General features: G+C 72.8%; 11 protein-coding genes. 3 read left to right on the top strand and 8 right to left on the bottom strand.

Features of this window, described 5'->3' with window-relative positions; translation table 11 throughout:
* From SOM13_RS15205 to SOM13_RS15185, 5 genes are all read right to left on the bottom strand, one after another.
* The coding region (locus tag SOM13_RS15205; protein ID WP_341850030.1) for an EamA family transporter at nucleotides 1-586 on the bottom strand (586 nt) is incomplete at its 3' end.
* Nucleotides 587-853: 267 nt separating this feature from the next.
* Nucleotides 854-1,477, bottom strand: a complete 624-nt coding sequence (locus SOM13_RS15200; protein WP_192061655.1) for an HD domain-containing protein — start codon at nucleotides 1,475-1,477, stop codon at nucleotides 854-856.
* 423 nt (nucleotides 1,478-1,900) lie between these two features.
* Nucleotides 1,901-2,599 (bottom strand): hypothetical protein, encoded by a 699-nt coding sequence (locus SOM13_RS15195; protein ID WP_192061656.1) that lies wholly within the window; start codon nucleotides 2,597-2,599, stop codon nucleotides 1,901-1,903.
* A 1-nt stretch (nucleotide 2,600) separates the two neighbouring features.
* Nucleotides 2,601-3,335, bottom strand: coding sequence for a hypothetical protein (locus SOM13_RS15190; protein ID WP_320480200.1), 735 nt, complete (start codon nucleotides 3,333-3,335; stop codon nucleotides 2,601-2,603).
* A 282-nt stretch (nucleotides 3,336-3,617) separates the two neighbouring features.
* Complete coding sequence (locus tag SOM13_RS15185) at nucleotides 3,618-4,616, bottom strand: hypothetical protein (RefSeq protein ID WP_192061658.1); 999 nt, start codon at nucleotides 4,614-4,616, stop codon at nucleotides 3,618-3,620.
* A 123-nt stretch (nucleotides 4,617-4,739) separates the two neighbouring features.
* Between SOM13_RS15185 and SOM13_RS15180 the strand changes: the two genes are divergently transcribed.
* A complete protein-coding gene (locus SOM13_RS15180) occupies nucleotides 4,740-6,062 on the top strand; it encodes an ATP-dependent DNA helicase (RefSeq protein ID WP_192061659.1) in 1,323 nt (440 codons plus the stop codon).
* A 38-nt stretch (nucleotides 6,063-6,100) separates the two neighbouring features.
* Here the strand turns inward: SOM13_RS15180 and SOM13_RS15175 are convergent, their stop codons facing one another.
* The 3 genes from SOM13_RS15175 to SOM13_RS15165 form a co-directional block, all read right to left on the bottom strand.
* Nucleotides 6,101-6,754: a heme oxygenase (biliverdin-producing) gene (locus SOM13_RS15175; protein WP_243216140.1), complete on the bottom strand. Its 654-nt coding sequence runs from the start codon at nucleotides 6,752-6,754 to the stop codon at nucleotides 6,101-6,103.
* A 304-nt stretch (nucleotides 6,755-7,058) separates the two neighbouring features.
* Nucleotides 7,059-8,519: an ice-binding family protein gene (locus SOM13_RS15170; protein WP_320480199.1), complete on the bottom strand. Its 1,461-nt coding sequence runs from the start codon at nucleotides 8,517-8,519 to the stop codon at nucleotides 7,059-7,061.
* 183 nt (nucleotides 8,520-8,702) lie between these two features.
* Nucleotides 8,703-9,128 (bottom strand): DUF4383 domain-containing protein, encoded by a 426-nt coding sequence (locus SOM13_RS15165; protein WP_192061662.1) that lies wholly within the window; start codon nucleotides 9,126-9,128, stop codon nucleotides 8,703-8,705.
* Nucleotides 9,129-9,203: 75 nt separating this feature from the next.
* On the opposite strand from SOM13_RS15165, the gene SOM13_RS15160 reads away from it, so the two are divergent.
* Entirely contained in the window at nucleotides 9,204-10,118 is a 915-nt protein-coding gene (locus SOM13_RS15160) for a diacylglycerol/lipid kinase family protein (RefSeq protein WP_320480198.1), read from the top strand.
* 191 nt (nucleotides 10,119-10,309) lie between these two features.
* Nucleotides 10,310-12,502, top strand: a complete 2,193-nt coding sequence (locus SOM13_RS15155; protein WP_320480197.1) for a choice-of-anchor I family protein — start codon at nucleotides 10,310-10,312, stop codon at nucleotides 12,500-12,502.
* Nucleotides 12,503-12,655 lie beyond the last annotated feature (153 nt).

Below are 12,655 nucleotides of genomic sequence, written 5' to 3'. Positions count from 1 at the left end.
GGGGGCGGCCCCGCGCCCCCGGGGGGCGGGGGGGTTGGGGGGGGGGGTGGGGGGGGGGGTGGGGGGCGGGGTCGGGGGCTCGGCCGGGGTCGAGGGCGGGGTCGAGGGCGGGGCCGGGCGCGGGGCCGGGTCCGGGCGCGGGGCCGGGGTCGGCTCCGGCGGGCGGGGTGCGGTCGATCAGGCCGGTCGCGACGACGCCCGCGACGACCACGGCGATGCCGACGACCGCGACGGGCGAGAGCCGTTCGCCGAGCAGCAGCACCGCGAGCAGCGCGCTGACCGCCGGTCCGGTGCCGCGGGCCGTGGCGTACACCGTCGAGAGGGAGCCCGCCGCGTAGCCGCGCTGCAGCACGGTCATGTAGACGACGTGCAGCACGGCCGAGACTCCTGCGCCGATCGCAAGACCCGCGAGACCCCCGCCGAGCCCGCCGGTGAATGGGACGACGGGCAGCCAGAGCACCGCGCTGGCGACGGCGCCCCACCACAGGAAGGGCGTGCCGATGCGGCTGACGCCGTGGGCGACGATGTTCCACGAGGCGTGGCAGACGGCGGCGGCGAGGACGAGGAGGAGCGCGGCGGAAGACATGGCGGCACCCTTCTACCGTGTCGAGGTGACGCGCCGGGTCCGGAGGCGCGGGCGGCACCGCATCGAGGTGACGCGAACGGGGGCCTGCGGCGGCTCGAGGGCCCGTTTCGGGTCACCTCGACGCACGGGGCAGGAGGCGCGGGTCGGCGCGACGCGCGAGGCGGGCATCGAAGTGACGCGTTCGGGGGCCTGCTGCGGCTCGAGGGGCCGTTTCGGGTCACCTCGACGCGCCGGGCAGGAGGCGCGGGGCAGGAGGCGCGGGTCGGGTCAGAGCGCGGAGGGCACCGCGTCGAGGGGGTTGGCCCGGGCCCGCGCGGGGAGGCCCGCCCGGACGGAGCGCCCGGCCTCCGACGACGGCTTGCGGTGCGCCTGCTCGGCGGCGAGCACGGCGAAGGCGTCGCCGAAGGCTCCGCGCGGCAGCCGCTCGACCACGGCGCGCACGAACCCGGGCGCCCAGTCGTCGGGCGCGGCTCCGCTCACGTCGAGACTCGTCGCGCGCTCGAGCAGATGCCCCTCGACGTCGAGCTCGGCCGCCACCGACGGCCACATGTGGCGCTCGATCACCTCGGCCACGCGCCTCCCCCGGTCGTCGCTCCAGCCCGCACCGGCCGCGAAGACCCGGGCGACGTCGGCTCCGGCCCGTTCGAACGGCACCGTGTGGCTGTCGAACGAGGGAGCCAGCCCGAGGTCGTGCAGCATCGCCGCCACCCAGAGCAGCTCGACGTCGACCTCGAGCCCCTCGGAGGCGCCGAGCTCGGCCGCGAAGGCGAACGACCGCAGGCTGTGGTCGGCGAGCGCCGGCGACGCGTGCGCCCGCACGACGGCGAGCGCCCTCTCGGCGACGGGGGTCGGCGGGGTGAGCAGGCGATCGAGGCGCGAGGAGTCCGTCATGGGAGCGAATCTACGAGTCGACGCGTCCGGCCACCAGTGGCAGTGTCGCCACCGGGGCCGAGAGACTGCCGGCCGCGCTGCGTCGCCCCCCGCTTCGTCGCTCCCCACTGCATCGATGTGACGCGAACAGGGCCGTCCCGCGGCTCGAGGGCCCCTTTCGAGTCACCTCGATGCGCAGAGTGGGAGGCGCGGGGTGGGAGGCGCGGGCGGGGAAGGAGGCGCGGGCCGGCGGGCCGCTCTGCATCGAAGTGACGCGAAAGCGGACCTTGCGCGGTTCGAGGGGTCCTTTCGGGTCACCTCGATGCGCCGGGCGGAGGCGCGGGTGGGCAGCTCTGCGTCGAGGTGACGCAGAGGGGGCCCTCCCACGGGTCGAGGGGTCCTTTCGGGTCACCTCGATGCGGCGCGGCCGCAGCGCGGCGCGGGTCAGCGGGCGGCGCGACCGCGCAGCATCCGGGCGAAGAACGCCGTCGCGAGACCCACCGCCACGAGCACGGCGGCGAGGCCGCTGACCACCTGCCCGACCGGGTAGGCGCCCGGCACGCCGAGCGTCACGAGCCCGATCGCGAAGCGGACCAGCGCCAGCGCGCCACCGGCCGTCAGCAGCGCCGAGGTGACGCGCGCGCTCGTGCGCGAGCTGCGGATGCCGCGCACGACGTGCGGCAGCAGCAGCGCGAAGATGTACGCGGGGTACGCCGTGGCGACCGTCGAGTACAGCCGCACGACCCCCTGGTCGAGGTCGACGGCGAGATCGGCGGCGCGACCCGTCGGCTCGGCCGCGACGAAGAGCAGCACCTCGACGACGAACACCGCCACGAAGACGAGCGCTCCGGGCAGCCCCGAGACGAGTCGCAGGGTGCGGGGCGCGTCGTAGGCGCGGGCGACCTGGGTGCCGGCGAGCAGCAGACCGGTGAAGAGCAGCAGCTTGGCGAGCAGGTCGGTCGCGTTCTCGAACGGCAGGAGGCGGTCGACGGCCTCGTAGACCGGCGGCGTGATCAGCGCGAAGGCGAGGGCGACGGTGAACGCCGAGGCGACGACGATCGGGTTGCGGCCGCGGATGGCGCCGGGGAGGCGCGTGAGGGCCAGGGCCGCCAGCACGGCGACCACGAGGAATGCGATGGTCATGTCACCCCAGGGTGTCTTGGATTCGGTGCGCCTGCTCGGTGTCGGCCGCGAGACGCCGCGCCTCGCGTTGCGCCGCGGCGAGACGATCGGCGACCAGGTCGTTCAGGTCGACGTCCGAGAGGCGGGTGAGCGCGTCGGATCTCGCGCCGCGCCTCCATCCTGCCTCCTCCAGCGTGAGAACACCTGCGGCGGCGAGCCCGCCCGTCCACGAGGTGCCGGCGATGAGGGCGATCTCGATCAGCTGCGACGGGCGGAGCTTCGGGGTGTTGATGGCCGCCGAGACGTTCGACGGCGCGATGCGCCAGCGCTCGGTGAGGGTCGCGCGGAGGCCGCCCGGGTCGACGGCGTCGATCCAGGTGCGGACGGAGCCGGGGAGGGGCGGGTCGCGCTGGTCGCGGACCCCGGCGAGTGCGTCGCGCGAGCCGGGCGCCTGCCGGTCGAGCAGCACGACGAGGGCGTCGGCGAGCTCGATCTGGGCCAGCACCTCGGCGGGCGTCGGGGCGGTCGGGCGACCGGCGAGGTCGGCGTAGCGGTCGAACGAGGTGAGCGCGTCGGCAGGCGCGACGCCGGCCACGCGGGCTGCGGCGACGACCTGCGCCTCGGGCACCCGACCGCGCAGCAGCTGCGCCTGCAGGGTGCTGCGACTGACGCCGAGCGCCCGGGCGAGCGGGAGCGCGGCCGTCGGCAGGCCGACGGACTCGGCCCAGGCCCGGAACTCGCCGGAGGGGAGCGACATGCGCCTCTCCTCTCGAGTGGGTGGGGCCCTGCGGCGTCGCGGATCGCCCGAGAGTGACGGACTTCTGTCATTCTCGCAGGAACTATGTATTCTTGACACCGGGGAAGCGCCGCGCACGGTCGATTGCCAGGGCATCAAGAGGGGTGCGTCACGGGGGTGATCGGCTCGACGACTGTAGTCGAGCCGGGACGGCCGAGACCGTGCGCGGGCGCTCCTGTCGACCCGCGCCTCCTCGGCTCCGGTGCCTTCTCGGCTCCGATGGGCCCGGCTGGCTCCGCTGCGCTACTGGAAGCTGAGGGTGTCGTCGGGCGCGATCGTCATGGCGTAGCTGACGGTGAAGGGGACGTCCTCGTCGATCGTGTAGGCGAGGCCGTCGAACAGCGACTGCGCCTGGACGACCAGGTGGGCCGTGCCCGGCGCCTCGTCGACCAGCCACTGCCCGGGCGTCGACGACGGCACCACGGCGACCGTCGGGTGCTCGACGATCGACCAGGCCGGCTCGTCGAGCAGCCGGTCGTCGACCTGCCGGCCGAACGGGCAGCCGGCGGGCAGCAGCACCTTCTGGGTGACGCACGACTCGTCGAGCTGGCGGTCGAGCTGCTTCTGCAGCACGGCCGCGAACGACGCGCGCGGCTCGACGTCGACCGCGACGGCCGTCGTCGAACCGACCGCCGACGCGCTGACCTCGACGGGGTCGGCGTGCAGGTAGGTGCTGTCGTGCGACAGCTCGAAGCGCGACGGCGCCAGCACCGTGAAGCGCGTCGTCACGTCGCCGCTCGTGGTCGTGACCTCGCGCCCGTCGACCTCGAAGCGGGGGTCGTTGCGCGGGGTGACGTCGATCGTGGCGGTCGGCTTCTGCTCGAAGCTCCACTGGTCGAAGAACAGGAACCGCTTGCCCGCCTCGCGCACCACGAACTGCGACTCGCCCGCGACGCCGTCGAGCGTGTAGGCGAGGGTGACCGTGCGCGTGCCGTCGCCGAGGGGCAGCTCGGACACCTCGCGCACGTCGTCGAGTCCGCCGAGCGACGGGACCTCGAGCAGGCTGTCGTCGAGATCGTCGGTGGGCTCGACGCCGGCGAGGGTCAGCGCGCTCGAGACGTCGCCGCGGTCGACGGCGTCCATGTAGCCGCGGGCGAAGCCGCCGGCGCTGTACACGGTCGCGTTCAGGGCGGCGACGGTCACGACGAACGCGACGACCACGAGGAGCGCCGCGCCTCCCCAGATCGCGACGAACGTCCGATTCCGTGAGGCGGGTCTCCTCTCCCCCACAGCAGAAGACATGCCCACAGTGTAGGTGGGCGCGGGTCACGGAACGCCGTGGAGTCGAGGAGGCGCGGGTAGATTGGATCCGCTCCCCGCGCCTCCTCGGTCCCTCCGGGCCTCGTCGAAAGGTCCCGTCCGCTCGTGCCCGTCGCCCTCTCCGCCGAACAGCAGGCCGTGTTCGACGCCATCGAGAACACGCGCGAGCACATCTTCGTCACCGGGCGAGCCGGCACCGGCAAGTCGACGCTGCTGAACCACCTGTCATGGAACACCGAGAAGCAGGTCGTCATCTGCGCGCCGACCGGCGTCGCGGCGCTGAACGTCGGCGGGCAGACGATCCACTCGCTGTTCCGTCTGTCGATCGGCCTGATCGCCGACCACGACATCGACCAGAAGCCCGAGCTGCGCAAGCTGCTGAACACCATCGACACCCTCGTGATCGACGAGGTCTCGATGGTGAACGCCGACCTGATGGACGCCATCGACCGGTCGCTCCGCCAGGCGCGGCAGCGCAGGTCCGAGCCGTTCGGCGGGGTGCAGGTCGTGCTGTTCGGCGACCCGTACCAGCTGCCGCCGGTGCCGGGCGACGCCGAAGAGCGCGCGTACTTCCGAGACAACTACCGCTCGATGTGGTTCTTCGACGCCCACGTGTGGGACGACGCGTCGCTGCGCATCTACGAGCTCGCGTTCATCCACCGGCAGACCGAGGGCGACTTCAAGGAGATGCTGAACGCCGTGCGGCACGGTCGGGTGACGGCCGAGATCGCCGGTCACCTCAACGGGGCGGGCGCCCGCCCCGTCCCCGCCGACTCCGACGCGATCACGCTCGCGACCCGCAACGACACCGTCAACCGCATCAACAAGGTCGAGCTCGAGCGGCTGCCCGGCAAGGTGCTGACCGCCAAGGCCGAGGTCAGCGGCGAGTTCGGCGGCAGGTCGTTCCCCGCCGACGAGGCCCTCGAGCTGAAGCGCGGTGCGCGGGTGATGTTCCTCCGCAACGACAGCGACCAGCGCTGGGTCAACGGCACGACCGGCACGGTGACGAAGGTGCGCGACACCGTGTTCGTCGAGGTCGACGGCGAAGAGCACGAGGTGCAGCCCGCCGTCTGGGAGAAGTACAGCTACAGCTACTCGCAGTCGACGAAGCAGCTCCGCAAGGACGTCGTCGCCGAGTTCACGCAGTTCCCGTTGCGGTTGGCCTGGGCGGTGACCATCCACAAGTCGCAGGGCAAGACCTACGACAGCGCGATCGTCGACCTCGGGTCGCGGGTGTTCAGCGCGGGGCAGACGTACGTGGCGCTCAGCCGCATCACGTCGCTCGAGGGGTTGTACCTGTCGCGCCCACTGAGGCCCGCCGACATCATCGTCGACCTCGACGTGCGGCGGTTCATGAGCCAGGCGACGCGGGTGCCCGCGATCCGTGCCGCGGCGGACGCCGCCGAGAAGGCGGGCGACGAGGCCTGAGCGCAGCCGCGGTCGGCGCTACGCAGCCCCGGTCGGCGCTACGCGGCGGCGGCGGCTTTCGCGGCGGCCAGCGCGACGAACAGCTCGGTGCTGAACTCGTAGGCGACCGCGACCTCGTCGAGCACGCGCTCGCGCGCCTCCGGGCTCCAGTCGACGGCGTCGAGCTGCTGGCGGTAGGTGGACTTGAACTGCTTGGGTGCGGCGATCTCGGCGAAGAGGAAGAACCCGACCCCGTTCGTGTCGAACCCGAACCGCCGCTGCATGATCTGGCGGATCAGCTGCCCGCCCGACAGGTCGCCGAGATAGCGCGTGTAGTGGTGCGCGATGAAGCCGCCGACCCACTCGGACGCCGACCGGATGCGCGCGCAGTAGTCGCTCGTGACGTCGAGCGGGCGGATGCGCGACCGCCAGTCGTCGCCCAGCAGGAACGCCAGGTCGGCCGTGATCGCGGGAAGCCGCGTCAGCGCCGGCGAGAGGAACGGAGCCGCCACCGCGTCGCCGGCGAACCCGGCCGCGACGGTCTCGAGCGCCTCGTACACGAAGAAGTGCTGGGCGAGCATCTCGATGTAGTCGTCGCGGGTGCCGCGCCCGGTCATCAGATCGGCCATGAACGTGCAGCCGATGTCGCCGGTGGCGCTCGACGCCGAGGTGCGCTCTCGCAGGGCCTGCGAGAAGGGGATGACGACGGACATCGCGGGCCCCTCCGTTCCGTGAGTCGGTTAGGTGACCCTAACCATAGCGAGGGAGGCGCGTGACGGCTACGCCCCTCGGCGAAACGTCAGGCGATGCCGGGGGTCTTGCAGGGCGAACGGCTATTACGCGTAGATGCGTACTAGCCGATTCTCGCTGGCACCTCACGAAACCCCGGGGACACGACGATCGGCTATCACGCGTGGATGCGTGATAGCCGATCGTCGCTGCAACCCCCGAGACCCGGGGCGACGTCGGCCCGAACCGACGACGCACGAACCAGGAGCCCTACCGAGGAGGCGCGGCTCAGTCCTCCGAGCTCAACGCCCGTCGTCTGCGGATCACGGCGCTGACCAGCAGCCCGATTCCGGCCAGCAGCGCGAGACCGCCGATCGTCAGCGGCACGGTCGACTCGGAACCGGTGAACGCCAGGTTCCCGGAGTCGCCGTCGTCACCGCCGAAGCGATCGCCGACCGGGAACGCGGGGCTGGTCGAGTCGGAGGGGGTGGGCACACCAGGCGTGGGCGAGTCGGACGGGGCCGGGACACCAGGCGTGGGCGAGTCCGACGGAGCCGGGACACCAGGCGTGGGCGAGTCCGACGGAGCCGGGACACCAGGCGTGGGCGAGTCCGACGGGGCCGGGACTCCAGGCGTGGGCGAGTCGGACGGGGCCGGGACCTCGGGAGTGGGCTCCGGGGTCGGTCCGGGTGTGGGGCCGGGGGTCGGACCGGGCGTCGGGCCCGCGGCCTCGTCGATGCCGACGACGTAGTCCACGCTGTCGGCCGGCGCCTCGCCGTTGTCGGCCGTGATGGTGACGGTCGTGCTGCCGGGGGTGGTGGGCGTGCCCGAGATGACACCGGTGTCGGAGTCGAGGGTCAGCCCGGCGGGCAGGGTGCCGCCGGTGACCGAGAAGGTGGGGGCCGGGTTGCCCGACGCCGTGACCTCGAACGAGTACGGCGTGCCGACGGTGCCGTCGGTGGGGTTGCCCGAGGTGATGACCGGAGCGGACGTCACGGACGGCTCGCCGGGAGGCGCGCAGTTCTGCGGCACGGTGATGGTGTTGGTGTCGAGGGTGACGGCGCCGGTCTGAGCCAGCAGACGACCGGAGACCGTCGCACCGGTGATCGCGGTGATCGACTGCTGGGCCAGGATCGTGCCCTGGAACTGCGCCGCGCTGCCGAGGGTCGCCGAGCTGCCCACCTGCCAGAAGACGTTGCACGAGCTCGCGCCGCCCGAGAAGGTCATGACCGTGTCCGACCCGATGGTCAGCGTGCTGGCGGCCTGGATGACGAAGACGGAGTCGGCCGCGCCGGTGAAGGCGAGGTCGCCGGTGTCGGCGAGGTCGACGGCGCCACCGGAGTACACGCCGGGTGTCAGCGTGCGGCCGTCGAGCTGGGTGATGTTGCTCTCCTGCGGCGTGAGGCTGCGGGCCACGCCGTAGGCGGTGGCCAGGTCGGCCTTGGCCTGACGGGCGGGTCCGTTGTTGACCTGCTGGGTGCCGCCGACGATGACGCCCGGGCCGCCGGTGAAGCCGGTGACGGACGTCCCCGGGCTGAGCCCGACGTTCCCCTGCACCACGCTCGTGCCGGTGTTCGTCACGGTCGAGCCGGCGAGGACGCCGTAGGTGGAGGCGGTGCGGAGGTTGACCGGGCCGTCGATGATCGTGTCGGCCTGAGCCGCGAGGCCGCCGGCGACGGTGAGAGCAGCGGCGACGCCGAGCACCAGCGCCGTACGGGCGAGTGGAAGGGGGGACGTCGTGCGGGCCATGGAGGCACCTGACTGAGAAGAGGAGGCACCTGATCACAAGACTGGGTCATGCGGCGTTCCCCGTTACCTGAGGTATACGTGGTGCCGACGCCGATGACAATGCAATAGCCGGATAACGAACTACTTGAATAATGTTCACAGTCGCACGTCAGGTAGCCGGCCCCCGATCGGGGGCCGCGGTGCTCAGCGGCGCCGGTCGGCGCCGATCGCCGTCAGCACGAGCAGCCCGCCCACCACGAGGTGCGAGATGGTGTCGCCGAGGTTGACGGCGAGGTAGTTCGCCTCGGTGCCTTCGACGAAGAAGCCGACCACGCCGAAGACCACGAAGACGAGACCGACGATCGCGCCGATCGACCTGGCCGCCGAGACGCCCGACGTGCCGCCGAGGACGAGCGCGGCGCCCGCGAGCACCCAGATCACGGCGAGGGCGGGGTTGACGTTCCAGATGCCGAGGAGGTTCGCCCCGGTGGTGTCGAAGAAGCCGCCCATGTCGGGCACCAGGAACCCGGCCACCCCGAGGAGCAGCACGATCGTGCCGAAGGCGAGCGTGAGACCGCGGTTCGGCGACTCGCGGATGCTCGGGGCGGGAACGGTGCTCGTGGTCGTCATGAAGACATCCAAGCACCCCGGGGAGGCGCGCGCGAGCCGAGCGCGGACCGCACCGCCGGGTGCCATGATCGGACGATGAGCCCGACCCCCCTGCGCCTCGTCGTCGCGGTCAACCCGTCGGCGTCGTTCGGTCGGCGGAGCGACGTCGGCTCGTCGGTGGTCTCGGCGCTGACCCGCGCCGGGCACGACGTCACCGTGCTGCTCGAGCAGTCGTTCGACGACCTCGTCGTCGCAGCCCGCACGCAGCTCGCCACCTCGCCCGACGCCCTGATCGTCGTGGGCGGCGACGGCATGATGAACCTCGGCACGAACCTCGTCGCCGGCACGGACGTCCCCCTCGGGCTCGTCCCGACGGGCACCGGCAACGACATGGCCCGGGCCCTGGGGATCCCGCACGACGACAGCGATGCGGCCACGCGCCTCCTCGTCTCGCAGCTCGACCGGCCCGCCCGCGTCGTCGACGCCGGCCGGGTCTCGCGCGGCGCCGACACGACCTGGTTCGCCTGCATGCTGTCGGCCGGGTTCGACGCCGTCGTCAACGAGCGCGCCAACCGCATGCGCCGCCCGAGGGGCCGCAGTCGCTACAACCTCGCCCTCTACCTCGAGCTGATCCGGCTGCAGCACCTCTCGTACCGGCTCGAGATCGACGGCGAGAGCATGCAGCTCGACGGCACCCTCGTCAGCGTCGGCAACGGCCGGTCGTTCGGCGGGGGCATCACCGTGCTGCCCGACGCCGAGCTCGACGACGGGCTGCTCGACGTGCTCGTGGTGGAGCGGCTCGGGCGCCTGCAGTTCCTCCGGCTGTTCGGGCAGGTGGCCCGGGGCACGCACCTCGCCGACCCCCGCGTGCACGTGCATCGGGCGCGACGCGTCACGATCCACTCCGACGACGTCGCGGCGTACGCCGACGGCGAGCGGATCGGGTCGCTGCCCGTCACGGTCGAGGTCGTGCCGGGCGCGCTCCGGGTGCTCGCGCCCGCCGCCGTCTAGCGGCGCGGCGCGCCGCGCCCTCGTCGATGTGACGCGAAAGGGGCCTCGTCCGGCTCGGAACGCCCCCGTCGAGTCACCTCGATGCGGAACGCCGAGGAGGCGCGGGTCGACCCCGGCTCGCAACCGCCGGTTCACGTGCGCAACACCTGTGGTCCCTACGGTCGACCGACCCCCGACGAAGGACCGTTCCCATGCGACCAGCCCGCCGCCCCTCCCCGCACGACGCGACCGGCGTCCGTGACGCGATCCGCGCCTCCTCGGCGACCCGCGCCTCCTCCACTCCCCGCGCCAGGCGGACCGCCCTCGCCGGCGCCGCCGGGCTGACCGGTCTCGGCCTCGTCGCCCTCGCCGCCGTCGGCCCCGCCGCCTCGGACCCCGCGGCGGCCGCGATCGTCGCCGCGCCCATCGCATCGTTCGCCGATCCCGACGCCTTCTCGATGGCACCCGTCGGCAGCTACGAGACGGGCGTGTTCGACCAGAGCGCCGCCGAGATCGTCGCGCACTACGCCGCCGACCAGCGCCTGCTCGTCGTGAACGCCGCAGCGGCCCGCGTCGAGGTGCTCGACGTCGCCGACCCGGCCGAGCCGACCAAGCTGTTCGACCTGCAGACGACGGGCGTGCTGTCGTCCGACGGCTCGGTGGTGCCCGCCGACGCCGTCGCGAACTCCGTGTCGGTGCGCGCCGACGGACTCGGCGCCGTCGCCGTCGAGTCGAGCCCCAAGACCGCCGCCGGCTGGATCGTCTTCTTCGACGCCGCGGGCGACGGCGAGGCCCTCGGAGCCGTGCGCGTCGGCGCCCTGCCCGACATGGTCGCCTTCTCGCCCGACGGCACCCGCCTGATCGTCGCGAACGAGGGCGAGCCGGCCGACGACTACACGGTCGACCCCGAGGGCACGATCAGCCTGATCGACGCCCCCGCGACGGTGTCCGTCCCGGCGCAGACCGCCGTGCGGACCGCCGACTTCCACGCCTTCGAGGCCGACGGCGCCACCCCGGTCGACCCCGCCGTGCGCATCTTCGGCGGTCGTGCCGACGCCGGCACCGTGACCGACGCGGACCCGCTCGTGCGCCCGGTCTCCGAGAACCTCGAGCCCGAGTACGCGACCTTCTCGAGCGACGGCTCCACCGCGTGGGTGTCGCTGCAGGAGGCCAACGCCCTCGCGATCGTCGACGTCGCCACGGCGACCGTGACCGAGGTCGTCCCGCTCGGCACCGTCGACCGCTCGGTCGTCCCGTTCGACCCCTCCGACCGCGACGGCGCCGACGGCGGGCCGGCGATCTCGATCGGCACCTGGCCGGTGCAGGGCTACCTGATGCCCGACACGATCGACAGCTACGAGGCCGACGGCGACACCTACATCGTGACCGCGAACGAGGGCGACTCGCGCGACTGGTCCGCCTACAGCGAGGTCGCCCGGGTCAAGGACCTCGGCGACGACGGACTCGCCCCGGTCTGCGACTCGATCGACCCCTCGCTGCTGACCGACGCCGGCCTCGGCCGCCTCAACATCACGACGGCCAACGGCCTCTCGGCCGATCGGAGCTGCTACGAGACGCTGTACACGTTCGGCGGCCGGTCGTTCAGCATCCTCGACGCCGCCGGCACGTCGGTCTTCGACTCCGGCGACGCCTTCGAGCAGCTGCTCGCCGAGGTCGCTCCCGAGTCGTTCAACTCGAACCACACCGCGACGGGCGTCGACGGTCGCAGCGACGACAAGGGCCCCGAGCCCGAGGGCGTCGCCCTGGGCGAGATCGACGGGCGGACGTACGCGTTCATCGGCTTCGAGCGCGTCGGCGGGATCGCCGTGTACGACGTGACCGAGCCGACCCGCGCCTCCTTCACCGCCTACGTCAACAACCGCGACCTCTCCGTCTCGGCGGAGGACGAGATCGACGACGGCGCCGACCCCGCCGACGTGCTGACCCGTGCCGGCGACCTCGGCCCCGAGGGGCTCGCCTTCGTCTCGGCCGCCGACTCGCCCACCGGCGAGCCGCTGCTGGCCGTCGGCAACGAGGTGTCGGGATCGACCACGATGTACGCGATCTCCGTGCCCGCCGCGGTCGAGCCGACCGTGCCGCCGGTCGACCCGAGCGCGCCTCCGGTCGACCCGACGGTGCCGCCGGTCGACCCCACGGTGCCGCCGACGACCGAGCCGGGCGACGGCTCCACGGCCGTGCCGCTGCCCACTCCCACGGGCGATGCGGGCGACCCGGACGACGGCTCCGATGGTTCAGGAGGCGCGGCCGACGACACCGACGACGGTGCGCTGGCCTTCACCGGCTCCGACAGCGCGTGGCTCGTGCTGCCCGTCGGCGCCGCGCTGCTCGCACTCGGCACCGGGCTGCTGCTGCTGGCCCGCCGACGCCGCGCCGCGTCGAAGTAGCCCGTCTCGGACGGGATCGGCGAACCTGAGCGTCTTCTGTGTTCGCCGATCCCGTCCAATCCTTTCGGGGGAGGGTGGCGAATCCTTTTCATCCCCACCGGGAATCACAGAAAAGGACCTGATCATGAATGCTTTCTCCCGTAAGAAGATCAC

The organism is Frigoribacterium sp. CFBP9030 (assembly GCF_034045195.1).
Lineage (GTDB): Bacteria > Actinomycetota > Actinomycetes > Actinomycetales > Microbacteriaceae > Frigoribacterium.
This window is presented reverse-complemented; position numbering and strand designations above follow the sequence as displayed.

What these genes read in the sequence shown, in the direction of transcription:
- SOM13_RS15200 (WP_192061655.1), bottom strand. Translation starts at nt 1,477, where the DNA reads ATGACGGACTCCTCGCGCCTCGATCGCCTGCTCACCCCGCCGACCCCC.
- SOM13_RS15195 (WP_192061656.1), bottom strand. Translation starts at nt 2,599, where the DNA reads ATGACCATCGCATTCCTCGTGGTCGCCGTGCTGGCGGCCCTGGCCCTC.
- SOM13_RS15190 (WP_320480200.1), bottom strand. Translation starts at nt 3,335, where the DNA reads ATGTCGCTCCCCTCCGGCGAGTTCCGGGCCTGGGCCGAGTCCGTCGGC.
- SOM13_RS15185 (WP_192061658.1), bottom strand. Translation starts at nt 4,616, where the DNA reads ATGTCTTCTGCTGTGGGGGAGAGGAGACCCGCCTCACGGAATCGGACG.
- SOM13_RS15175 (WP_243216140.1), bottom strand. Translation starts at nt 6,754, where the DNA reads ATGTCCGTCGTCATCCCCTTCTCGCAGGCCCTGCGAGAGCGCACCTCG.
- SOM13_RS15170 (WP_320480199.1), bottom strand. Translation starts at nt 8,519, where the DNA reads ATGGCCCGCACGACGTCCCCCCTTCCACTCGCCCGTACGGCGCTGGTG.
- SOM13_RS15165 (WP_192061662.1), bottom strand. Translation starts at nt 9,128, where the DNA reads ATGACGACCACGAGCACCGTTCCCGCCCCGAGCATCCGCGAGTCGCCG.
- SOM13_RS15160 (WP_320480198.1), top strand. Translation starts at nt 9,204, where the DNA reads ATGAGCCCGACCCCCCTGCGCCTCGTCGTCGCGGTCAACCCGTCGGCG.
- SOM13_RS15155 (WP_320480197.1), top strand. Translation starts at nt 10,310, where the DNA reads ATGCGACCAGCCCGCCGCCCCTCCCCGCACGACGCGACCGGCGTCCGT.